15 protein-coding genes are annotated in these 24,567 nt (G+C 70.8%); 1 reads left to right on the forward strand and 14 read right to left on the reverse strand.

The genetic code is table 11. From position 1 onward, the window contains the following. Both ACWXWW_RS05990 and ACWXWW_RS05995 read right to left on the reverse strand, forming a co-directional pair. Positions 1-507, reverse strand: a 507-nt coding sequence (locus ACWXWW_RS05990; protein ID WP_455969300.1) for a hypothetical protein, incomplete at its 3' end; no start/stop codon positions are given. Between the two features lie 430 nt (positions 508-937). Then, positions 938-1,546: a GrpB family protein gene (locus ACWXWW_RS05995; RefSeq protein ID WP_455969301.1), complete on the reverse strand. Its 609-nt coding sequence runs from the start codon at positions 1,544-1,546 to the stop codon at positions 938-940. A 61-nt stretch (positions 1,547-1,607) separates the two neighbouring features. On the opposite strand from ACWXWW_RS05995, the gene ACWXWW_RS06000 reads away from it, so the two are divergent. Further along, the gene (locus tag ACWXWW_RS06000) at positions 1,608-2,015 is read left to right on the forward strand and encodes a RidA family protein (RefSeq protein ID WP_455969302.1); all 408 of its coding nucleotides are present in this window, start codon (positions 1,608-1,610) and stop codon (positions 2,013-2,015) included. 46 nt (positions 2,016-2,061) lie between these two features. On the opposite strand, the gene ACWXWW_RS06005 is transcribed toward ACWXWW_RS06000, so the two are convergent. From ACWXWW_RS06005 to ACWXWW_RS06060, 12 genes are all read right to left on the reverse strand, one after another. Continuing rightward, the gene (locus ACWXWW_RS06005; RefSeq protein WP_455969303.1) at positions 2,062-2,922 is read right to left on the reverse strand and encodes a phosphotransferase; all 861 of its coding nucleotides are present in this window, start codon (positions 2,920-2,922) and stop codon (positions 2,062-2,064) included. 4 nt (positions 2,923-2,926) lie between these two features. Then, positions 2,927-3,568: a DNA-3-methyladenine glycosylase I gene (locus ACWXWW_RS06010; protein ID WP_271172871.1), complete on the reverse strand. Its 642-nt coding sequence runs from the start codon at positions 3,566-3,568 to the stop codon at positions 2,927-2,929. Next, a complete protein-coding gene (locus ACWXWW_RS06015; RefSeq protein WP_282978710.1) occupies positions 3,568-5,739 on the reverse strand; it encodes an ABC transporter ATP-binding protein in 2,172 nt (723 codons plus the stop codon). Before ACWXWW_RS06015 ends, ACWXWW_RS06010 begins: the two co-directional genes overlap by 1 nt. Beyond that, a complete protein-coding gene (locus tag ACWXWW_RS06020) occupies positions 5,736-7,463 on the reverse strand; it encodes an ABC transporter ATP-binding protein (protein ID WP_455969304.1) in 1,728 nt (575 codons plus the stop codon). The genes ACWXWW_RS06015 and ACWXWW_RS06020 overlap by 4 nt, the downstream gene beginning before the upstream one ends. 117 nt (positions 7,464-7,580) lie before the next feature. Beyond that, positions 7,581-8,639: a WxL protein peptidoglycan domain-containing protein gene (locus ACWXWW_RS06025; RefSeq protein ID WP_455969305.1), complete on the reverse strand. Its 1,059-nt coding sequence runs from the start codon at positions 8,637-8,639 to the stop codon at positions 7,581-7,583. A 112-nt stretch (positions 8,640-8,751) separates the two neighbouring features. Continuing rightward, complete coding sequence (locus ACWXWW_RS06030) at positions 8,752-9,363, reverse strand: hypothetical protein (RefSeq protein WP_271172875.1); 612 nt, start codon at positions 9,361-9,363, stop codon at positions 8,752-8,754. Between the two features lie 100 nt (positions 9,364-9,463). Further along, entirely contained in the window at positions 9,464-13,813 is a 4,350-nt protein-coding gene (locus ACWXWW_RS06035; protein ID WP_455969306.1) for a family 43 glycosylhydrolase, read from the reverse strand. Between the two features lie 250 nt (positions 13,814-14,063). Continuing rightward, positions 14,064-17,549 (reverse strand): family 43 glycosylhydrolase, encoded by a 3,486-nt coding sequence (locus tag ACWXWW_RS06040; RefSeq protein ID WP_455969307.1) that lies wholly within the window; start codon positions 17,547-17,549, stop codon positions 14,064-14,066. Between the two features lie 273 nt (positions 17,550-17,822). Then, entirely contained in the window at positions 17,823-20,714 is a 2,892-nt protein-coding gene (locus ACWXWW_RS06045) for an immunoglobulin-like domain-containing protein (RefSeq protein ID WP_455969308.1), read from the reverse strand. 144 nt (positions 20,715-20,858) lie between these two features. Further along, a complete protein-coding gene (locus ACWXWW_RS06050; RefSeq protein WP_455969309.1) occupies positions 20,859-21,905 on the reverse strand; it encodes an ABC transporter permease subunit in 1,047 nt (348 codons plus the stop codon). Continuing rightward, positions 21,902-22,966 (reverse strand): ABC transporter permease, encoded by a 1,065-nt coding sequence (locus ACWXWW_RS06055; protein WP_455969310.1) that lies wholly within the window; start codon positions 22,964-22,966, stop codon positions 21,902-21,904. The genes ACWXWW_RS06050 and ACWXWW_RS06055 overlap by 4 nt, the downstream gene beginning before the upstream one ends. Beyond that, positions 22,963-24,522, reverse strand: a complete 1,560-nt coding sequence (locus tag ACWXWW_RS06060) for a sugar ABC transporter ATP-binding protein (protein ID WP_271172881.1) — start codon at positions 24,520-24,522, stop codon at positions 22,963-22,965. Before ACWXWW_RS06060 ends, ACWXWW_RS06055 begins: the two co-directional genes overlap by 4 nt. Between the last annotated feature and the right edge of the window lie 45 nt (positions 24,523-24,567).

Below are 24,567 nucleotides of genomic sequence, written 5' to 3' on the forward strand. Positions count from 1 at the left end.
CTCCATCACCTCGAGCTTGTCGGCCTCGGAGGCGGGCGCGCCGCGGCGGGCGGTGGCGACGGCCTTCACGATCAGCGCCGCCGGCTCGACCCCGAGCAGGCCCGCTTCCACTGCCGCGGCCACCGCCGGGTGCGCGGGCGGGACGGGGAGCCCGGTCGGGCTCTCCCGGTCGCGGGTGGCCTCATCCAGCCGCACCCGCGCGGACACCGCCGGCGCGGGGATCCCGGTGAGCCGCTCGAGCAGTTCCCGCCCGTCCCGACAGCCCAGCTCTCCCGCGAGGGGTCGTTCCAGGCCCCGCCGGGACCGCCACGCGACCTCTCCTGCCGCCCGCACCCGCAGCGCGTCCACGACCCGCCCCAGCTGCTCCACCTGCGCGGTGAACCCGGCAAGATCCCCCGACGCCACCTCCCCCACCCGTGTGAACAGCCCGTCCAGCAGCCCGACCGCGGCGCACACCGCGCCGGCCGGATCATCCTGCCCCTCATCGGGCGCCCATGGGAAGGCCATACCCCATGATAGAACACAACTACGACCAAGCACAAGACATTCATCGAAGATTCCTCGAAGATTTCTCGCTCTCCGAGCCCTGTTGTGTCAATGGAGCCGTGTGGGAACCTTACCGTGAAGCACCGACATTGATCCGTGTAGGTAAGTGGAATGCTTATGTATAGCCACCGCGAGCGAGACATGCTCCGTTCGCGCGTGTCTGCGTGTGCGCGGCCGTCTCGGCTCGGCGGCTCCCTGGGGGCGGCTTGCGGCGTTTCGACTGCGCTCGCTGGCGCTCGCTCCGCTCAACGACCGAGGGGGGTGAACCCCGCCCTGTTCGCTCCGTTCAACGACCGAGAAGGGAACCTCGCTCCGCTCAACGACCGAGAAGGAGAACCCTGCCCCCTCCGCGAGCGAAGCCATGCCCGGCCCGGCGCACGGGACCCCTCCCCTACGGGCGAGCGCGTCCCCAGGCCTCGAAGGCCGCCTGGACCTCGTCGAAGAACGCGGTCTTCCCGCGCGTGTAGTCGTCGTAGTCGGCCTTCCCGCGGTTCTCCGCCGAGAGACCGCGCTTCACCTGCTCGTAGCGATCGCGCTGGTCGGGATGGGCGCGGAGCCAGTCTCGGAACCAGACTGCGTACCGCCCCCAGGGGGAGTCCATCCGACGCACGTGGAGGATCGTCGTCCCGTCGCGCCCGACGAAGAGCCGCTTCTCCCACACCTCGTCCGCCACGGCCTCGCTGCCGCGGGGCAGGTCTCGGTACACGCCGGGCGAATCCGGCCGTGAGCCGTGGGCTCGCCGATACCCGATCCGAGCGAACGCGGCGTCCACCGCCCCTTCGGCCGGCAAGGGCGAGATCCGCACCTGCAGGTCGACGAACGGCTTCGCCGCGAGCCCGGGCACCGACGTCGAGCCGATGTGATCGAGGACGGCCTCGGACCCGCCCTCGACATCCTCAAGCGCCTGAGCGACCGCGGCGAGCTCCTCTTGTGCGATCAGAGACCACGACGGATCATGCGCGACAAGACGCGCAGGGTTGCCTGCATCAGACCGGGGCATGACCCGATTCTCCCCCGCGCGCGGGATCCGGCACGGGCCCGCCGCGCACGAGAATGATCACATGGCCTCCGCTGTCCGGCTCATCCGCTCGTCCTCGCTGTCCGACGTCGCCGAGTACGCCTACGCGGCGACCGCGCCGAAGGACGCTCGCCTGATCTTCCTCGCCGGAGCCTGCCCGCTGGATGACGACGGCGCCACTGTCGCTCCCGGAGACTACGTCGCGCAGGCCGCCAGCTGTGTCGAGACGCTGACGACCGCGCTCGCCGACGCGGGCGCGACGCTCCGTGACGTGATCAGCACGCGCGTGCTCGTCGCGTCCTCCTGCCAGAGCGACCTCGTGGCCGCGTGGGAGGTCGTCCGAGACGCGTTCGGCGACCACGATGTGCCGAGCACGCTCCTCGGCGTTACCGTCCTCGGCTACGACGACCAGCTCGTGGAGATCGAGGCCGTCGCCGCCGTCGTGGACTGATCGGTGCGCGGGCTCGGCCACCTCGCCCAGATCACGCGCGTCGGCGTCAGAATCGCGCGAGAGCCTCGTCGAGCATCCGGAGTCCCTGCCGCTCGAAGCGCTCGTCGCCGACCCGGTGCGACCAGACAGCGGTCGAGATCGCCTCGCGCAGGAGGGTGAGCGACCAGTCCGGCTCCGTGCGCGGGTCCGCCCCGTACCCCTCGAGGAAGGCGCCCTCGAGGGCGGGCTCGTCTCGCCACTGCTGCACCGCGAGGCGAGCGAGGTCCGTTGCGGCAGGTCTCAGATCGAAGCGCCCGAAGTCGATGATGCGCACGCTCCCCGTGGCGTCCACGAGCCAGTTGCGGGGCTGCCAATCGCCGTGCGTCGGGACGAGCGGCACATGCGCCGGCGCGGATGACCGCAGCACGGCACGCGCGCGCCGCACGATGGCCGCGTCGATTCGATGCGGCTGCTCGAGCATCGCCAGCACTCGCTCGGTCTGCCGCTGCCCGTAGTCGGCCTCATCGTCCTGCGCCTCCGCGTGGAAGACCCGCAGCAGTCGTCCGGCCTGCCGGTGCACGTCCGGAGCGAACTCGGCGCCGTTTCCCTGCACGAGCCGTCCTTCGAGGTACCTCGTCACGAGCACGTTCGCGTCGCGGTCCGCGGCCACGAGCGGTGCCGCCGCGCTCCGGCGCACGAGCGGAGCCGTCGCCCGCTCGTGCGCCGTGATCTCGCGGCCGATGTGGTGGTTCCCGAGGCCAGCGGCCTTGACGATGAACTCGCCCTGCTCCGCCCGCACGTGGAGAACCCGAGTGTCGACCTGCCCCCACGAGAGGTCTGCGATGAGCGCGCTGGTCGGGAGCCACGCCTCCACGAGTGCCGCCTGCGCTCGGGTCGGCAGCGCCTCGCTCCACCAGCCGCCGGTCACGTGACTACGCCCACACCCCGCTCGTACCGCGGCGATGGCTGCCGACGAGGTGGGTGTCGACGATGCCCACGGCCTCCATGAGCGCGAACATCGTGGTCGGGCCGACGAACCGGAAGCCGCGCTTCTTGAGCGCCTTCGACAGCGCGATCGACTCGGGCGAGGTGGTCGGGATCTCGGCGTACGAGGTCGGCGCGGGCGTCTGCGCGGGTCGGTGACTCCAGATGAAATCGACGAGTCCGCCCTCCGCGCGCAGCTCGACGGTCGCGCGTGCGTTGCCGATGGTCGCGAGGATCTTCGCGCGATTGCGGATGATCCGGGCATCGCCCAGCAGCCGCTCGACGTCGGACTCGTCGAAGGCCGCGACGGCATCCGGATCGAAGCCCGCGAACACCTCGCGGAATGCCGGCCGCTTCCGCAGGATGGTCGCCCACGACAGCCCGGACTGGAACGCCTCCAGGCTCAGCCGCTCGAAGAGGCCCGTCTCGTCGCGGACGGGCATGCCCCATTCCGTGTCGTAGTACGCGCGCATCAGCTCATCGGAAGCCGCCCAGCGCGGGCGGCCGAGACCATCCGGCCCGATGACGAGATCCGCTGAGGCGGCACCGGGGCCGGCCGCGAGGCCGGCCCCGGTGTGCGCGTCGGCCATCAGGGTCGTCGACCCTCGCCGTCGTCCTCGCCTTCCGGAGAGGACGTCGGGATCGCGCCCGTCACGACCGAGACGCTGCCCGCGACGACCGGCGCGGGGCTCATCCCGCCCGGAGCCGGAGCCGAGTCCGCATCGGCGCCGTCAGCCTCCGCCTCCGCGGGCTCGGCCTCCGCGGCGTCGAGGTCGACGACGGCGTGCTCGAACTGCGACTGGTACAGCCGCCAGTACGCCCCCTCCTTGCGGATGAGCTCGTCGTGCGTGCCCTGCTCGACGATGTCGCCGTGCTCCATCACGAGGATGAGGTCGGCGTCGCGGATCGTGGAGAGGCGGTGCGCGATCACGAACGACGTGCGGCCCTCGCGCAGCGCCGCCATCGCGTGCTGCAGCAGCAGCTCGGTGCGGGTGTCGACCGAGCTCGTCGCCTCGTCGAGGATGAGCACGCTCGGTCGGCGCACGAACGCGCGCGCGATCGTGATGAGCTGGCGCTCGCCCGCCGACACGTTCGCCGCGTCCTCATCGAGGACCGTGTCGTACCCGTCGGGCAGCGAGTGCACGAACCGGTCGACGTACGTGGCCTTCGCGGCGGCGAGGATCTCCTCGTCGGTCGCCGACTCGCGTCCGTAGCGGATGTTGTCGCGGATGCTGCCCGCGAACAGCCACGGGTCCTGCAGGACCATTCCGGTCCGCGAGCGGACATCCTCGCGCGTGAGCTGCGAGATGTCCTGTCCGTCGAGCAGGATGGCGCCGCCGTCGAGCTCGTAGAACCGCATGATGAGGTTCACGAGCGTCGTCTTGCCCGCGCCCGTGGGCCCGACGATCGCGACCGTCTGACCCGGCTCGACCCGGAACGACAGGTCGCGGATGAGCGGCTTCTCGGGAGAGTAGGAGAAGGACACGTTGCGGAACTCGATGACGCCGCGTCCGTCGGGGACGGCGGGCGCGTTCTCGGCGTCGGGCTCCTGCTCCTCCTCGTCGAGCAGCGCGAACACGCGCTCGGCCGAGGCCGTTCCCGACTGGACGACCGGCAGCATGCCGCCGAGCTCGGTGAGCGGCTGTGTGAACTGCTGCGAGTACTGCACGAACGCCTGCACGTCGCCGATGCGGATCTGGCCGCTCGCGACCATGATGCCGCCGAGCACCGCGATGCCGACGTACGTGAGCGAGCCCACGAACTGCATGCTCGGCATCATGATGCCCGAGAGGAACTGCGCCTTGAACGCGGCCTGGTAGAGCTCCTCGTTCTCCTCCTGGAAGGCGGCGGCCGTGGAGCGCTCGCGACCGAAGACCTTCACGAGCGCGTGACCCGAGAACGACTCCTCGACGCGGGCGTTGAGACGGCCGACCTTGCGCCACTGCGTCTGGAACGCCTTCTGCGAGGCGGGCCCGATGCCGAGCATGATGAACGCGATGAGCGGCAGCGCGACGAGGGCGACGAGGGCGAGCTGCCACGAGATCGAGAACATCATGATGAGCACGCCGACCACGGTGAGCAGCGACGTGATGGCTCCCGACAGCGCCTGCTGGAGCGTCTGGGTCATGTTGTCGATGTCGTTCGTGACGCGCGAGATGAGCTCGCCTCGCTGCACGCGGTCGAAGTAGGCCAGCGGCAGGCTGTTGATCTTGCGCTCGACCTGCTCGCGCAGGTTGAACATCGTGCGCACCATGATCACGTTGATCACGTAGCCCTGGATCCACTGCAGCAGCGACGAGACGACGTAGATCGCGAGCGCCCACACGATGACCACGCGGAGCGCGTCGAAGTCGACTCCCGCTCCGAGCTCGAAGTGGGTCATCGCCGCGACGACGTTCGCGAGGTCGTTCTGCCCCGCGGCGCGCAGAGCGGCCACGACCTCGTCCTGCGAGGCGCCGGCCGGGAACTGGTCGGCGAGCGTCAGCGAGAGGACGCCCTCGAAGACGATGTTCGTCGCCTCGCCCAGCACCTTGGGCGCGATCACGGCGAGCACGACGCCGACCGCTCCGAGAAGCGAGACGAGCGCGAACACCCACGCGTAGGGGCGGAGGAGGCCGATGAAGCGGCCGAAGCTCTTGCCGAAGTCGGCGGCCTTGCCGGGGGCGACCGAGTCCCAGTCCCCCGAGTTCAGGCGCGCCTGCTCGGCGAGCTCGAGCTCGAGCTGCTCGTCGATCTCGGCCTGCGTCTTCTTGTCGCTCACGCTTCCACTCCCAGCTGCGATTCGACGATCTCGCGGTAGGTGCGGTTCGTCACGAGGAGCTCCTCGTGTGTGCCGGAGCCCACCATCTTCCCGTCGTCCAGCACGATGATGCGATCGGCGTCCGTGATCGTCGACACGCGTTGCGCGACGACGATCTTCGTCACGTGCGGCAGCTCGCGCCACAGCGCCTGCCGCAGACGCGCGTCCGTCGTGAGGTCGAGTGCGGAGAACGAGTCGTCGAACACGAGGATGTCGGGGTTGTGCACGATCGCGCGCGCGATCGAGAGCCGCTGCCGCTGGCCGCCGGAAACGTTCGTGCCGCCCTGCGCGATCCGCGAGTCGAGGCCATCCGGCATCTCCTCGACGAAGTCCTTCGCCTGCGCGATCTCGAGCGCCTTCCAGATCTCCTCGTCCGTGGCGTCCTCGCGGCCGAACCGCAGGTTGCTGGCGACCGTGCCGCTGAACAGGAACGGGCGCTGCGGCACGAGGCCGATGCCGCTCCACAGCCTCTCGAGATCGGCCGAGCGCACATCGACGCCCTGCACCTGCACCTGCCCGGCGGTCGCGTCGAACAGACGAGGGATGAGCGACACGAGGGTCGTCTTGCCGGATCCGGTCGATCCGATGATCGCGACGGTCTCCCCCGGCTCGGCGTGGAAGGTGATGCCCTCGAGCACGGGCGACTCCGCGCCCGGGTAGGTGAACGCGACGTTCTGCATCCGGACGGACCCGCGGTGCGGGAACTCGGTCACGGGCTTGTCGGGGCGCAGGAGGGTCGACTCGCTCTCCAGGACGGCGCCGACGCGGTCGGCCGAGACGGCCGCGCGCGGGATCATGATCGTCATGAAGCTCGCCATCATCACGCCGCCGAGGATCTGGCCGACGTACTGCATGAAGGCGAACAGCGTGCCGATCTGGGTCTCGCCCGCGTCGACCTGGATGCCGCCGAACCACACGACGCCGACGATCGTCACGTTGAGCACGAGCATGACGAGCGGGAACATCAGCACGAAGAGCGAGCCGACCTTGCGGCCGACGACCATGATGTCGGTGTTGGCGAGGCGGAAGCGCTCCTCCTCGATCGCCTCGCGCACGAAGGCGCGGACGACGCGCACGCCCGTGAGCTGCTCGCGCATGACGCGGTTCACGCCGTCGAGCTTCTCCTGGTAGGCGCGGAAGAGCGGCACCATGCGGCCGATGATGAGGCCCGCGACGATGAGCAGGGTCGGGATCGAGACCGCGAGGATCCAGCTGAGGCCGATGTCCTGCCGGAGCGCCATGATGATGCCGCCGATGGCGAGCATGGGCGCCTGGACGAGCATCGTCGCGCTCATCATGGACACCATCTGGATCTGCTGCACGTCGTTCGTGTTGCGCGTGATGAGCGAGCCGGCGCCGAACTGCGACACCTCGCGCTCGGAGAACGCGCTCACCTTGCCGAACACGTCGCGGCGGATGTCGCGGCCCGCGCTCATCGCGGCGCGCGCGGCGCAGTAGGTTGCCACGATCGACGCGAGGATCTGGCCGAGCGAGACGGCGAGCATGAACATGCCCGTGCGGATGATGTAGCCGGTGTCGCCCCGAGCGACGCCGTTGTCGATGATGTCGGCGTTCAGCGTGGGAAGGTAGAGCGCCGCGAGCGCGGAGCCCAGCTGGAAGACGAGGACGCCGACCAGGAGCCATCGGTATCGACCGAGGTAGCGGATGAGCAGCTTGAGAAGCACCTGGAAAGGATGCCACCGACCTCCGACATCGGCATCCTCCTGAAGGGGGATATCCGCTGACAGCGGAACAGATCCGGATGTCGGGGGCCGGCTGAGCGAGGCCGGCCGTCGGCTCCCTCAGTCCCCCGTCGGCGCGGCGGCCTCGCGGCGGCCCTCCTCGCGCGCCTGCGCGAGGAGGCGCTCGATGCGGCGGCGCGAGCGACGACGGCCCCACACGCCGGATCCCACGATGAGCGCGATGCCCGCGAGCACGGCCAGCTGGGACCACGGGATCGCCCACATCCCGGTCTCGACGCGGACCGCGTCGACGGGCGTGCCCTCGCCCTCGCCGACCACGGTCGGGACGACCTCGAGCTCGACGGGGACGGAGAAGAGCGGCCACACGTCGTCCACGGGCACGGTGAACGTCCGCCGATCGCCCGGCAGCAGCTCCTGGTCGATCTCGTCGGGGCCAGGGAACGCCGACTCGCGGCCTCCCGCGGCGGCAGTGCCCGTCACCATGAGCCGCGTGTTGCCCGAGTTCACGACCTCGAACCGCACGACCGCGTCGCCCGGGGCCAGCGGATTCCACGACACGTCGTACTCGGACGAGACGGCCTCCACGGATGCGGACGGCGTGAGCTCCCCCGCCACCCGCGTCATGACGCGGAAGCCGACGCGCGACTCGACGCCCACCGACGAGCCGTCCTCGCCGACCTGCTGCGACAGGATCGACGCGGCGATCCCCGCGGCGTGGTCGCCGGGGGTCGCGTTCTCGGGAACCGTCGTCGTGAACGGCACGATCTCCACCTCGCCTGCGCCGACGACGACCTCGTCGACCACGTCGATCCACGTGCCCGCGTCGACGGACTCCTCCGTCGACGGCAGCATGCTGAAGCGCCCGTTCTCCTGGAAGTACGCGTCCGCGGTCGTGATGCGGAAGGTCACCTCCTGCTCCGAGAAGTTCCGGATGGCCAGATGCTCGGTCGCGCTCGCGCCCGGGTCCAGCTCCTGCTCGACCCAGGCGCGGCCATCCTCGCCTGACGCGTCGGCCGGCCGCACCGACCACGTGACCGTCCCGTCGTCCTGCGCCTCCGCGAGCGCGGGCGCCGACGCGCCGAGTGCGAGGAGCAGCGCGAGCGCGAGGGCGCAGACGCGCGGCAGGGCGCGTCGGATCGGGGTCGTGGGGGAAGCCATCGTCGGCCTTTCGGGATCGGGTGGGACCGAACGCAGGAGATCCGACGCGGAACGGGGCGGGAACACGGTTCCCGCTCCTCGATCCGCGCGGATCTCCTGCGACGTGTCCCGCTTATTCGAACAGCGACAGGGTCAGCGTCGACGTGTACGCGCCCGGTGCGGTCTCGGCCGGCACCTTCAGCACCAGCTCAGCCGTCGCCTCCCACGACCCCACCGCCTCCTCGCTCGTGAGCGCCATCGCCAGCAGCTCACGCCCCTGCAGACCGACGTTGTTCGGCCCCTCGTCCAGAACCGTGTCCACATCCGACCCGACCGCGACCGCACCCGACCCGTCATCGGCCACATGAGGACGCCACCCCAGATGATCCGGCGTGATCTCCGCCTGACCCGCATCCCCCACGAAGCTCGACGCCGTGCCCTCGACCCACCAGAACGCCCCGTCCGGGATCTCCTCCGCCGTCCGCGTATCCGTCACCGTCACCGTCGGCAGAGCACCCGTGAACTCCCGCACGAGCTCCGACGACCCCGACTCCGACAGAGACGTCGACGTCCCCGCGACGCTCATCGCCAGGACCCCCGCACCCGTGTCCTCGATCTGCACGTTCACATCCACCTCCCCCGAACCCACCTGCTCCTCCGCGAACGCCGCACCCGCGACCCCCGCCAGCAGCACGCCGCCCACAGCCGCGACACCCAGCCGCGCCTTCACACCCTGCTTCATCATCGAAACCACCTGCCTCTTCCTTCCCATCGGTTCACCGACGAGACGCGCCCTTCGCGCCCCGCCCCATCGCGCGCCCGCCGCAGCGGCGGGCGCCGCCTGCTCATCCGCAGCTCGCGCCCGCGTACGCGACCGTCTTCTCGGTCGTCGCGCCCTGGCCATCCGTCGCCGTGACCGTCAGCGAACCTGCCGCGATCTCGACGGAACGCGTCGTCACCGCGACCGACGCGGCCCTGCCGGGCGCGATGCTCGCGATCGTCTTCTTCCCGTACGCGCTCGAGACCGTCGCTGACACCGGCCGCTCGCTCTCGTTGCGGACCGAGACCGTCAGCATGACCCTCCCCGCGACGCAGCGCGGCGAGACCGTCGCCGAGATCTCGGGGCCGACGGCGGGCACCTCGTGCGGGGCGACGCTCGTGAGGGTCGGCGTCACGGTCTGGAACAGCCCGTCCTCGCCGATCTCGAGCCGGTCGATCGTCGTCTCCCGGTGCGTGCCGTCCCCGCCGGGGATGGCGAACCGGTGATACGCGATGTACCAGTCGTCGGTGCCCGGCACGTTGATGATCGAGCTGTGCCCCGTGCCCCTGATCCCGAGTGCGGTGTCCTTCTGCAGGATCACGCCGCGATACGTCCAGGGGCCGTCGATGCTCGTGGCCGTCGCATAGCCGACGCGGTAGTTCTCCGAGCCGGTGTCGTCGATCGAGTACGTCAGGTGGTAGAGCCCGTCGCGGTAGTTGAGGAACAGCCCCTCGCGGAAGTCCGTGAGCCCCGCGATGCGCCTCAGCGTGCCCGCCTTGAGCGAGGTCATGTCGTCGCCGAGCTCGGCGATGACCGGACCGTTCGACGGCCCGCCGTTGCCCCACGCGAGGTAGTACCGGCCGGACACCGGGTCGCGGAACGCGGCGGGATCGATCGCCTGACCCGAGGTCACGGCCTCGTTGTTCAGGATCATCGCCTGCGGCTGCGCCGTGAAGGGCCCCGTGGGGCTGTCGGCGACCGCGACCCCGATCGTCTTGCGACCGAGGGCCGTGTTGTGCCCCGAGAAGTAGAACCAGTACCTGCCGTCGCGCTCGATGATCGTCGGCGCCCACGCGTTGCCGCTCGCCCACGGCACGTCGCCGTTCGCGCCGTCGAGGGTCAGGATGGGCTCGTCGGAGCGCGTCCAATCCACGAGGTCCTTCGAGCTCCAGACGTAGAACTCCTTGCCGCCCCACCCCGCGTAGCCGTCGCTGGTCGCGTAGATGTAGTACGTGTCGCCGAACACGGCGATGTTCGGATCGGCGTACAGACCCGGCAGCACGGGGCTGCTCATGACCTGCGCCGAGAACGTCCACGTCGTGGTCTGCCCGTCGGCGGTGATCTCGTACGTCACGGGTTCGGTCAGATCGACGGTCTCCCCCGACGCCGGGGACGCCGTCGCACCCCCGGCGGTGACGAACGTCGGAGCGAGCGAGGACACGTCGGTTCCCGGCACGACCGGCAGGACGACGGTGTGCTCGGCCTGGTCGACGATCGGCGCGACCTTGAGCGCCGCGGGGTCGGCGAGCGACACCTCGCCGATCGCGCCCGGGGCTCCCGCCGTCTCGAGGACCTCGCGCGCCGTGAGGGCGCGGTCGTAGATCGCGAACTCGCGGAACCGACCCGTGAAGCGCGCGTCCTGCTCGTAGAGCGACCGGCCGAGATAGTTCGCCCAGGTCTCGCCGCCCGAGATGTCGCCGGGATCGATCGTGACCCCATCCTTGGTCGCGACGAGCACTCCGTCGAGGTAGAGGCGTGCGGTCTCTCCCTCGAGCGTGTAGGTCAGGTGCGCCCAGCGTCCACGCGGCAGCGGCGACCCATGGCGCACGGTCTGCTCATCCGTGTAGGTGCGGGTCGTGATGCTCGTCCGATACGCACTGTCGCCCGTCGTGAAGAGGTACCCGCGACCGGCTCCCGCGGCGTCGGTCGTGCCGAGCCCCCAGATGAAGTAGCTGCCGGACTGCGCCGGGTCGACCCAGACGTCGGCGTCCACCGTGACGTCCTCGAGGCCTGCCAGGAGATCATCCGGCAGGTCGACGTAGTCGTCGACGCCGTCGAAGTGCAGCGCGCCATCCGTCCAGGTCGCCCCGTGGATCGCCGCATCGCGTCCGTTGCCCGACACGTCCGTGAGCGTCGCGCCCGCGCCATCCGAGAAGTCGTAGCGCACGACCTCCCCCTCGGCGTTCGAGGAGACGGGATCCTTGCCGGCGTACAGGCCGGCGAGCTCCGCCGCCGTGACCGGGATGACCGTGCCGTGGCGCGGGCTCGCCGGCAGGTCGTACTCGGGCGCGACCGACCATCCGCCCGCGGAGATGTCCTCGGTCACCAGCGGGATGTACCCGCGCCCGCCGTACTCGTCGACGAACAGGTAGTGCTTGCCGCCGCCGTTGACGTCGCCGGGGTTCGACTCGAAGATCGTCGGGCCCTCGACGGCGCTCGTGCCGGCGTCCCGCCCGATGCACGAGTCGATCATGGTCCACTCCTCGAGCGGAGCGCGCAGGGAGGGCGACGACTCCTGGATGATGTCGGAGCACCCGGTCGTGCCGGCGCCCTCGTCCTTCGTGAAGCGGTAGTAGACGCCGTCGGAGCGCGTCACGGTCGAGTCGATCCGCGACATCCCGTCCTGCCAGATCTGCGGCTCGGAGAAGGTGACGAAGTCGCGGGTCGTGGCGTACATCATCCGGTTGTAGGTGCTGCCCGTGTGACCGGGGTCGTCCTCCGCGTAGAGCTTCGATGCCCAGAACACGACGTACGCGCCGAGCTCCTCGTCGTAGTACGCCTCGGGAGCCCACGTGTTGCCGGCCGTGTCGGGTGAGACGCGCACGTGCCGCTGCGCGGACCAGTTCACGAGATCGTGCGACTCCCACACCTCGAGGTACTTGCTGCCCTGGCGCTGCGACGTGTCCCACGAGGTGCCAGAGCCGATCGAGAGGTCGGTCGCGATGAGGTAGAAGGTGTCGCCCTCGGGCGAGCGGATGATGAACGGGTCGCGCAGGCCCTGCTCTCCGTACTGCGACGAGAGGACGGGCAGCCCGCCGTTCAGCTCGTTCCAGGCGAGGGCGTTGTTGCCGTCGCTCGCAGCGAAGTGGATGTTCTCGCCCTCGACCGTGTTGCCCGTGAAGTACGCGAACGCGTAGCCCTCGTACTCCTCCTGGGGGCGCGCGGCGCGCACCGTGAGCGAGAACTCGCGCGTGAGGCCGCCCGCCGTCGCGGTCAGCACGACGTCCTGGTCGGTCGCGCCGCGGGTCACGACGCCCGGGGCGATCTCGCCGTCTGCGCTCGTGCTCACGATGCCCTCGGGTGAGGCCGTCCACGAGATCGGCGTGCCGTGCACCGGCCCCGTCTCGGGGAGCGTGATGTTGCCGCGGACGTCGTCGGCGTTCGGGATGGAGATCGCGTCGAGGTCCGCGCGGAGATCGGCCTCGCCCGCGGCGGGGACCGTCGCGGAGAACGCACGCGTGGCGGTCGCGTCGCCCTTCACAGCCGTCGCCGTGAGCGTGACGTCCGCGGATCCGGATGCGGGCCGCGTGACCTTGCCGGACGGCGAGATCACCGACTCGTCGCTCGATGCCCACGTGATCGCGGATCCGTTCGGCGCGGCAGTCGGCAGCGCGAGGTCGGTGGTGACGTTCGAGAGGTCGCCGAGGGAGAGCGCGTCGACGTCGCGATGCGCCTTCACCTGGTCGGATGGCTGGAGCGCCGCGACCTCGGATGCCGAGAGCGCGGTGTCGTAGATCCGGAAGTCGCGCAGGCTGCCCGCGAGATGGCGGTCGGAGGAGTAGTTCGAGCGGCCCAGGTAGTTCGCGGACGTGCGCCCTCCGCCGATCTGCCCGGGCTGGATGGTCACGCCCGTCTTGCGGGCGACCTCCGTGCCGTCGAGGTAGAGCACGGCCGTGTCGGTCGCGTCGTCGAGCGTGTAGGTGATCGTCTTCCAGACGCCGCGCGCGAGGTTCGCGCCGCTCGTCGCGGTCTGCTCGCCCGACCAGTTGCCGGTCGTGATCGACGTGCGGTACGCGTTGCCGGTCGAGAAGAGGTAGCCCGTGCCCGAGCTCGACGACGCGGGGTTGCCGAGGCCGTAGATGAAGTAGGGGGTGCCCTGCTCGGGACGGACGAGCACCTCGGTGCTCACGGTGATCGACGTGAGGCCCGCGAGGATGTCGTCGGGCAGCTCGACGTGATCGTCCACGCCGTCGAGGCGGATGCCCTCGCCGCCCGTGAGGGTCGCGCCGCCGAGGATCGCCGCATCCCGGCCGTTGCCGGAGCTGTCGACGGCGACCGCGCCGGTCGTCTCGTCGAGGGCGTAGTGGGCGACGAGGTGCTCGTCGGCGGCCGCGGCGTGCACGGGGGCGATGCCCGCCGCGACGATGCCGAGGGTCGTCGCCGTCGCGAGGACGGCGCGGCGCGCGAGACCGCGCGCGCGGGTGGGGGCGACCATGCGCTCTCCTTCGAGGGGTCGTGGCAACGTCGGGTTGTTACCGGTATCAGATGTTAGCGTCACCACTCGCCCGGGACAAGGATTCGTGTCCGGCCTCCTTCATGTCTCACCCGTCGTTGGAAAGGCGGCGCCAAACCCACCGCGGGTGAGACATGCAGGCAGGTGGTCCCCTGCCCTGATCACCGTGTCTCACTCGCCGCGGGAAAGGCGGGGCCGATCCCGCGGCGAGTGAGACATGGATGGCGCGGGCTCAGCCGCAGGTGCTGGCCTCGTAGGCGATCTCGCGGACGGCGGAGGTGCCATCCGCGCCCTCCGCGGCGACCTCGACGGAGCCGGCCGGGATCGCCGCCTGACGCGTCGTGAACGAGACGGACGCCCGCGCCCCCGGGGCGAGGTCCTTCTTCGTCTTCACCCCGTACGGCGAGGTCACCGTCGCGGTGAGCACGGTGTCGTCCTCGTTCTCCACGGTGACGGTCTGCACGACGCGGCCCGCGACGCAGCGCGCCCCCACCTCGGCCTCGAGCGCGAGCGCGGGCTCCCCGACCGTCACCTCGACGCTCACCGCACGGTTCGCGGGAGCGACCTCCTCATCGGCCTCCTGGTCGAACACGGGCATGCCGTCGGACGCCCAGTGCACCCGGCGCACGAACGTGTCGCGCCCCGTGAGGCCGAGGTTGTCGGTCCGCGCGTGGAAGACGTAGAGCAGGTTGCCGTCCTCGTCGGTCGACCACATGCCGTGCCCCGTCCCCAGCTGCCACGCGCCGTTGAACGGCCCCGACTTCTGGATCGGATAGTTGAGCTTCGTCCACGCCGCGGGGTCGGTGAGGTCGATCCCCTCCCCCGCCGTCGCCGTGGCAAGACCGGTGGTGTAGGTGTCGCCCACGGTCGAGCCCGAGTAGATGAGGAAGAGCGTGCCGTCGTGCGCGAGCACGTTGGGCCCCTCGGCGATGACGTTGTCCCATGCGTACTCCGGCACGACGATCCGCACCGGATCCGATGTGATCCGCGTCGGGTCGGACGGGTCCATCGTCGCGATGAAGACGGAGCCGAGCATCTGCCACACGTAGTACGACTGCCCCGAGTCCTCGACGTACGTCATGTCGAGCGAGATGCCCTGGGCGGCGTTGAGCGCCGTCCCGTCCGCGCGCACGACGTGCTCGGCCTTCGTCCAGTTCGCCGGGACCGCCGGATCGAGGTCGTTCCCCTGCGCGTCCTTCTTCAGCTGGATGATCGAGGAGCGGCCCGTCCACATGTCGGGGCGCCCGTTCGCGCCGTCGTAGCAGGGCATGAAGAGGATCGACAGCGTGCCGTCGATGACGTGGAACTCAGGAGCCCAGAAGCACCCCGTCATCGCCTTGCCGTATGCGTCGACGTCGCCGTCGCGCAGCAGACCGACCTCGGTGTTGCGCCCCGAGCGGATGGCCTCATCCGAGAGATCCTCGATCGTGTCGGCGATCCGGAACGGCATGTGCGGGCCGTTCGCGGGATCGATCGGATTCATGTGGAGGTCTTCCGTGGCGATCATGAGGAACTTCGTCTGGCCGTTCCACTCGTAGCGGAAGACGGATGGATCGGCGCGCTCGTCCGCGAAAGGCGTCGGATAGGCCTGCTGCGCGATCGTCCCGGTCACCTCGTACGTGCCGGGCGTCGAGGTGTCCACGGCGGCGAGAGAGGCAGGATCCCAGTCGATCGCGCGCGTCGCGGTCGATCCGTCGTCGTAGGCGAGCTCGGCGCGCGGCGGGAGCGCCGACGCTTCGAGAGGAGCGCCTGCGGCGACGTCGACGCCGTCGAGGGGCGCGACGGTCGTGTTCGCGATCCGACCGAAGCGCACCTGCAGAGCGCTCGCGACATCATCCGTCACCGCGATCGCGTTGCCGCTCGCGTAGTCCTCGACGCCGGTCTCGGACTCGCCGGCCGTCGCCGACACGGCCCCGCGTTCGACCGGACCGCGCGTCGCGGCGTCGGCGAGGTCGGCGAAGGTCGTGTGCATCGCCGCGCCGCCGTCCGAGGTCCAGGAGACGACGTACCGCCGCGTCGCGGAGTCCCACACCACGGCCGGATCGTTCACGCCGCTCGTCACGCCGAGGTCGACGAGGCCGACCTCCTGGTAGGACAGGAGGTCGGTGCTGCGCGCGAAGAGCATGCGCCCGCTCTGCGTGCCGTCGGATCCGCCGCCGCGCGCCGTCCGCGTCGCCACGATGCCGAACGAGCCGTCCTCGAGATAGAACAGGTGCGGGCTCCTCAGGCTCCGCAGGATGGCCTCGGTCGTGCCGTTCGGCCCGGGAGTCTGCGCGGTCTTGGCGAAGAAGACGCCGTAGTTCTCGTTGAGCGGCGCCCATCCGCCATCCTGTCCGAGTGCGAGGTGCATGCTCAGCGCGATGTCGGCGTTGTTGGCCTCGGCGGCCGTCGTCGGCAGACGGTCGTAGGCGAGCAGCGGCGTCGACGCATCGGCCGGGAGCACGCGCACCGCGTACGTGCGCGTGGCGCTGGCGCCCGTTGCCGCGTCGGTCGCGGTCACCGAGATCTCCCCGTCGACCGGCTCGTCGGCGTCGGTCGAGATCGCTTCGTGGACCGTGAGGCCCTCGCTGACCGCGGTCACCGCGATGTCGACGCCCTCGGGTGCGGCAGGAAGGGCCGTGCCGGACGCGACGACCGAGGGGATGACGAACCGCTGCGCGAGCCGCTCGATGCGCTGCGCGGGGGTCTCGTCGGAGGGCAGCACGGTCACCGCGATCGAGGTGCTCGCGCTCGCACCGCGGATCTCGACCGTGGCCGTGAGCGTGACCTCGACCGCCGACTCTCCCTGGAGCGGCGGGGTGACGGCGCCGTCGGGAGCCACGATCGCGGGATCGCTCGACGTCCACGTCACCTGGCCGCCCGCGGTCGGCAGGTCGATGTCGTCGCTCGTCTCGAGATCGGACAGGCCCAGGCCATCCAGGATTCCCTGCGCCTCCGCGCGCAGCTCGTCCGCGTGGACGAGCGCGTCAGCGGCCGACACGTCGGCCACCTCCGCCGCAGTGAGGGCGCGGTCGTACACGCGGAACGACGACAGCGCGCCCTGGAAGAGCGGGTCAGGCCACGGCGCGCGGCCGATCGTGTTGAGCGACTGGTCGACGATGTCGGCCGGGGTCGCGCCGAGCGCGCCCTCTGCCACGAGCGCGCCGTCGAGATAGAGGCGCCCCGTGCCGTCGGCGTCGACGACCGAGGCGACGTTGACCCACCGGTCGGCCGTGACGCCGCATGAGCCCGACTGCACGAGCCTCTCGGCCCCGGCGGCCTTGAGGCCGACGAGCGGCGAGCGCCCCGAGCCGCAGTTCAGCGACGCGAAGAAGTACTCGGTCGCCGAGGACTCGTTGCCGATGTTCCAGAGAAAGTGGAAGCCGCCGAGCATCGCCTCCGACGCCTTCACCTCCGCGATGACCGTCGCGGAGGTCTCGCCCTTCAGCAGGTCGTCGGGCAGCTCGACCCAGTTGCCCGGCCCATCCTTCGCCCCTCCGCGCAGCGTCAGGGCGTCGCCGGCCCAGTCAGCGTCCTGCACGTTGCGCACGATCGCGGCTCCGAACGGCGAGCCGGGCGCCGTGTTCGACACCTCCGACCCCGTCGTCTGCCCGAAGGCGTACTGGGCGAGGAGCCCGTCGGACGGAGCGTCGGCGAACGCCGCGGTCGCCCCCGTCCCCAGGATCATCGCGCCGACGGCCATGGCCGTCGCCGCTCGTCGTCGGAAGGTCTGCTTCATTGCACTCTCCATCGTTGTAAATCGCCGCGGCTGCGGCGGCGGTGGTTGAAGCCGCCGGGCATCGGCCGGGTGGCCCGGTTTCGGGGGGGGTGGGGTCGGGTGGCGAGTCCGGGGTCGGGGGTGGCCAGTCCGGGATCTCGGGTGGCCAGTCCCCGATGTCTCACTCGCCGCGGGAAAGGGGGCGTCTTTCCCGCGGCGAGTGAGACATGCTGACCCGTGCGTCAGCCGACGCGGCCGGGGTCAGCCGACGCGGCCGTGCGTCAGCGACCGGGGTCAGCCGCAGGTGACGGCGGCGTAGGGCGCGTCGAGCTCGGCGCCGCCGGCCGCCGCGGTGACGACGCCGGCGGGGGTGGCCGCGGCGCGCGTCGGGAAGGCGACCGACCCGCTCGCGTCGGGCTGCAGCGCCGCGAGGGTCTTCGCTCCGAAGCTCGACGACAGGGCGACGTCGACCGCCGCGGCTCCGACGTTCGTCGCCTTCACGACGACGGTCGCCTTCCCGCCGACGCAGCGCGTCGACGCCGAGACCTCGAGCGGCGCCGTCACCGTGACGGTCGCCTCCACGGGTGCGCGGGATGCGTCCTGCGCGACGCCCCGCACGGTGAACGTGCCGGGCTGCGCGTATGCGGCCGGGTCGACCGCGTCCCAGACGACCGCGACATCCTGCTCTGAGCCATCCGCCATCGTCAGGTGCGCACCGGGCAGCGTCGGCGCCGTTCCCGCGGGCGTCGTCACGGCGATCGCGTCGGCCTCGGCCACCGCGAGGTCGGGCGCGAACGCCTCGAGCACCGTCTCGTACTCCTCGCGGGTCACGGGCAGCACCGTGCCGTGCCGCGGCTTGCCGCCGTCGGCGTTCTGCGGCAGGTTCTCCCGCAGCGTGGCGCCGACGGGCTGCCACGCATCGCCGTCGGCGATGTCGTCGGTCGCGAACGGGATGTAGTAGTTCGGCCCCGCGTGGTACGACGGCTGGTCGATGAACAGGTACCACTCGTACCCGTTCACGTCGCCGTCGTTCGCCGGGAAGATGCTCGGCCCCTCGCCCTGGGTGAAGGTGCCGCCGGGCTCGCCGTTCGGCAGCCCGGTCGCGACCTGGTCCTTCACGAGCGTCCACTCGTCGGCCGCGCCCTCGCCATCCGGCAGGGTGCCCGAGACGGTCGCGAGCAGGTCCGTCGAGCGCTCCTGGCGGATCGTCATGGACGCCTCGTCCTTGAGGAACCGGTAGTACGTGCCGTCGACCCGGGCGATCGTCGCGTCGATCGTCCCGCGGCCGGTGCCGCGCTTCACGTCGACCCACGGCCGCGCCTCGGAGAACGTGACGAAGTCGTCGGTCGTCGCGTACATCATGCGGTTGTACGTCACGGCCGTCCGGTCGGCGGGATCCGTCGTGTCGTAGAGGTTCGAGGCCCAGTACACGACGTACGTGTCGAGCTCCTCGTCCCAGTACGCCTCGGGCGCCCAGGTGTTCCCCGCGAAGTCGCTCGACACCTTGATATGGCGCTGCTCCGACCAGTGCACGAGGTCGTTCGACTCCCAGACCTCCATGTGCAGCGAGCCCGTGCGCTGGGCCGCGTCGAAGCCGCCGGCCAGGCCTGCGACCTTGAGGTCGGTGGCGAGCATGTAGAAGCGGTCGCCCTCTGCCGAGCGGATGATGAACGGGTCGCGCAGGCCCTGCGTGCCCTGCGTCGACGTGAAGAGAGGCTGCCCGTCGTTGAGCGTGTTCCAACGGAGGGCGTCGTTGCCGCGCGAGGCGGCGAGGCTCACGCGCTCGGCGCCGTCGCCCTCGCCCGTGAAGAAGGCCCAGACGTACGCCTCCTCACCTGCCGTGTCGGATGGCAGGGGCTGGATGGCCAGGGCGATCTCGCGGGTTCGCGTCGCGTCGCCGACGCGGGCTGTCGCCGTCAGGATGACGTCGACCGCCTCCTCGCCGGCCGCGGGCCGCTCCACGACGAGGGTCTGCGTGCCCTCGGCCGCGCCGTCGCGCAGCGAGACCGGAGCGCCCTCGGGCACCGTCCAGCTGATCGCCGAGCCGTGCGCGCCGGTCGTGGGCACGGAGACGTTCGTCCGCACGTCTGCGGCGTTCGCGATCTCGATCGCCGCGAGGTCGCCATCCGCCTTCTCCGCGTCGGTGAGGTCCTCCGGGACCGTCACGGCGAACGTCGCCGTACGCGTCTGCTCTCCCGCGGTGAACACGGCGGTCAGGGTCACGGCCGCGTCGCCCGCGCCCGGGGCGGGGCGCACCACGGTCGCCGATCCGCCTGAGATCGCGATCGCGGGGTCATCCGAGCTCCACGCGATCGACGTGCCGTACGCGGTCGTCGGCAGCGCGAAGTCGGCCTCCGCGGTCGCGGGCACATCGACCGACGCCACCGCGCGATCGAGGGCGCCGTCGCTGTAGAGCGCGGCGGCCTCGACCGGGTCGAGCGCCTCGCCGTACACCGCGAGATCGTCGATGTCTCCCGCGAAGAAGGGGTCGCGGTAGGTGGAGCGGCCGAGGTAGGCGACGAGGCTGCTGCCGAAGCTCGCGACGTCGCGCGCGATGGCGTGCTCGGCGGCCTTCTCGCCGTTCACGTAGAGGGTGAGCCGCCCGTTCGTCCCGTCGATCACGGTCGTGTAGAGCGCCATCCCGGCGGGCGTGCGCACCCCCGCGGTCGGCGTGCCGGTGGCGCCGGCGCCGACCTCGGTGCCCCACGGCGCCGACGCGCTGACCGTGTTCGTGACGACCGACTTCACGTAGCCGCTCGGATTCGACGGGTTGAGGAGCCAGTATCCGCTCGAGTACGACGCGCCGCTCGCGACGGGCGCGCCGATGAACGCCGCGGCGAGGTTCCCCGGCCCCGAGCGGTGCGCGGCCCACATCGACACGGTGAGGTCCTTGCGGCCGACGAGGTCGTCTGTCGGCAGCTCGACGTAGGCCGCTGAGCTCGTGGCCGACCCGCCCGGGAGCGACAGCACACCGTCGGCGAAGGCCGCGCCGGACTGCCGCAGGACGCCGTGATTGCCGTTGCCGCTGAGGTCGTCGATCGTGACGCCGTCCGCGGGCGCCGCGTCGAACGCGTAGTGCAGAAGGGGCGCGGCGTCCTCGGCAGCGGCCGGAGCCGTCGCCGCCGCGAGCCCGACGGTCAGGGCCGCCGCGATGCCGATCGCGGCGGGTCGGAGCGTTCTTCTCAAGGTCGTGCCTCTCGTCGTCGAGAACGGCGTCGTCATCGGCGCCGGGGGTCGCGCGCGGGGCGCAGGGGAACGCCCGTCGAGGGCGGAGTTGGCGGCCGGCGCCTCACGCTCGATCGGTCGATGAGGCGCCGGCGCGTCGGTGCGCTACTCGCGACGCCGTGCGAGCACGGCGCGCTGCAGCAGGACGAACACGAGGAGGATGCCTCCTGTGATGATGGTCGTGGCCTCCGGCGGGATGCCGCCGTCGCGCGTGATGAGCACGTTCATGAGACCGAGCACGAGGGCGCCGACGGCCGAGCCGAGCACGAAGCCCGCGCCGCCCGTGAGCAGCGTGCCGCCGATGACCGCCGCCGCGATCGCGTCGAGCTCCCACCCGATGCCGGTGATGTTCTGGGCGCTGCCGAGACGGGCGGTGTAGACGACGGCGGCGAGCCCCGACAGCGTGCCGCTGATGACGTAGACCCACATCTTGGTCGCGGCCACGGGCAGGCCCATGAGCGCGGCGGACTGCTCCGAGCCGCCGATCGCGTACACCGTGCGCCCGGTGCGGGTGCGGTGCAGCACGAAGAACGCGATCGCGACGACGACCACGGCGATGAGCACGCCGGGGGTGATCACGATGTCGTTGACCTTGGGCCCGTCGACGACCTTGATCTGCGTGCCCAGCGTGCGCAGCGCGGAGTCGTCGGCGAGGCGCTCGGGCACCGTGCTGAGCATCGACGCGAGACCGCGGCCGAGGAACATCATCGCGAGGGTCGCGATGAACGGCTGCACGTGGAAGTACTGGATGAGCACGCCCGAGATCGCGCCGAACACGGTGCCGATGAGGATCATGAGCACGGTCGCGACCCAGGGGTCCCAGCCCGCGTTGATGAGCAGCACGCCGGCGACGCTGCTGAACGCGATCACGGCGCCGACCGAGAGGTCGATCCCGCCCGTGAGGATCACGAACGTGAGGCCCACGGCGAGGATGATGAGGTGCGCGTTGTTGATGAGCAGGTTCGACAGCGTGTTGAACTGCACGATCTGGCCGTACGCGGCCTCGCCGTAGATGATCATCCCGACGAAGATCACGACGGCCGCGGCGGTCGGGAGCGTGTCGAGGTGGAGGGACAGCCGCTGGAGGATCGGGCTCAGGCGGCCGGGCTCCTGCGCGGGTGCGGGAGCCGGGGGCGTGGTGAGAGCGCTCATGCCGCGACGACCTCTCGCTGGGCCGGGCGGGCTGTGCGCGCCCGGCGCTGACGGAACACGCGCCGCACCCGCTCCGACTGGAGAAGGCAGAGCGCGACGATGACGATGGCCTTGAAGGCCGGGGTCGCCGACGACGAGATGCCGAGGAAGACGACCGTCTTGTCGAGCGTCGCGATGAGGATGGCCCCCACGACGGCGCCCGTGACGTTGAACTTGCCGCCCGCGAGCGACGTGCCGCCGATGACCACCGCGAGGATCGCGTCGAGCTCGAGCTGGTAGCCCGTGCGCGACACGTCGACGGTCATCACGCTCGCCGTCGCGAAGACGCCCGCGATGCCCGCGAGCACCCCGCCGACGATGTACACCGTGAACAGCAGCGCGCGGCGGTTGACGCCGGCCAGGCGCGCGGCCTTGGCGTCCATGCCGATCGCCTCGAGCATGAGGCCCAAGGCGCTTCGGCGGACGAGCAGGCCGACGGCGATCACGATGAGCAGCGCGAGCAGGAACACGACGGGCAGGCCGAGCACATACCCGTTCGCGATCCACCGGAACGCCTCGTTCGAGGCGGTCGTGTTCTGGCCTCCCGTGATGACCTTCGCGAGACCGCGCCCCGCGAGCATGATGACGAGCGTGCTGATGAAGGGCTGCAGGCCCACGACCGACACGAGCACGCCGTTCACGGCGCCGAGCGCCGCGCTCACGACGACCACGAGACCGAGCGCGGCGAACGCCGAGCCGAGCGTGTCGGGTGCCGCGCTGAGGAACTCCATCGACACGGCGCCGGCGACGACCATCACGGATCCCACCGAGAGGTCGATGCCGCCTGTCGCGACGACGAGGCACATGCCGATCGCGATCATCATGATCGGCGCGGCGGCCCGCAGGATGTCGATGACGTTGCCCACGAGGTGGCCCGACGAGCCGACCGTGACGGCGAGATAGCCGGGGTCCTTCGCCAGGTTGACGGCGAGCAGGAGCACGATGGCGACGACGCCCCACACGTACTGGCTCTTGAGCAGTCCCCTCAGGACCTCTCGGGAGCGGGCTGCGCTCTCGCTCATGATGCGACCTCCTCGCGGATGGCGCCATCCGCGTCTGCACCGTCGAGGCCGTCCTCGGCGATGATCGTGACGATGGAATCGGCGGAGACGCCGGGGCCGCCGTCGATCTCGGCGATCTTGCGGTGGTCCTTGAGGACGACGATGCGGTCGCTCTGCCGGACGACCTCCTCGAGCTCCGACGAGATGAAGACGACCGACAGCCCCTCGTCGGCGAGAGCGGCGACGTACTCCTGGATCTCGGCCTTGGCGCCGACGTCGATGCCGCGCGTCGGCTCGTCGAGGATGAGGATCTCGGGCTCGGTCGCGAGCCACCGGCCCAGCAGGACCTTCTGCTGGTTGCCGCCCGAGAGCAGGCGGATCGGCCGCTCGGGATCGGTCGGGCGGACGCCGAGGGCCGAGATGTACTTCCTCACGAGCTCATCCTGCTCGCGGCGCGGCAGCGGGCGCGCCCAGCCGCGCTTGGCCTGGACGGCGAGGATGAGGTTCTCCCGGACGCTGAGGTCGCGGATGATGCCCTCGTCGCGGCGGTTCTCGCTCGAGAACGCGATGCGCTCGGCGAGCGCCTTCGCCGGCGTCGAGATGTCGGCCTTCTTCCCCCGGAGCGCGACCTCGCCCGTGTCGGGGCGGTCGGCGCCGAAGACGAGGCGCGCGAGCTCCGTGCGCCCTGATCCGAGGAGGCCGGCGAACCCGACGACCTCTCCGCGGTGCAGGTCGAGGTCCACCTCCTCGATCGCGCCCTTGCGGCTGATCCCCTTGGCCGAGTACAGCGCGTCGCCGCGCACACGCCGTGCGGGCTTGGCATCGAGCGACGCCAGCGTCTGGGCGTCCTTGCCGATCATGGTGGAGATGAGGGTCGCGCGGTCGATCTCGCGCGTGCGGAACTCGCCCTCGAACCGGCCGTTGCGCAGCACCGTGAGGCGGTCGCTGATCGCGTAGACCTGGTCGAGGAAGTGCGAGACGAACAGGATGGCGACGCCCTGGTCGCGCAGGCGGCGGATGACCGCGAAGAGCTGCTCGACCTCGTTCGCGTCGAGGCTCGAGGTCGGCTCGTCGAGGATGAGCACCTTGCACTGCGCGACCATCGACCGGCTGATCGCGACGAGCTGCTGGATGGCCAGGGGCAGGGTCGCGAGCGACTGCTTGGGGTCGAGGTGGCCGAGCCCGAGCTTCTCGAGCGTCTCCCCGGCACGGCGGTGCGTCGCGCGCCAGTTGATCCCGAGCGGGCCCTTCACCTCGTGGCCGAGCATGACGTTCTCGCCGATCGTGAGGTTCGCGCAGAGGTTGACCTCCTGGTACACGGTCGAGATGCCCGCGCTCTGCGCGTCGGCCGTGCCGGTCAGCCGCCGCGGCTCGCCCGCGATGCGGATCTCGCCCTCGTCGATCCGGTAGACGCCCGTGAGCGCCTTGATGAGGGTCGACTTCCCGGCCCCGTTCTCGCCCATGAGCGTGTGCACCTCGCCGGGGAAGAGCCGGAAGCTCACCTCGTCGAGGGCCTTCACGCCGGGGAACGATATCGAGATGCCCTCCATCTCGACGATCGGACGCGATTGCGTCATCGCATGCTCCACATCTGTCGCCGCGAGCGTGCCGCGGGTGGTCTG

The organism is Microbacterium sp. KNMS, from assembly GCF_053851835.1.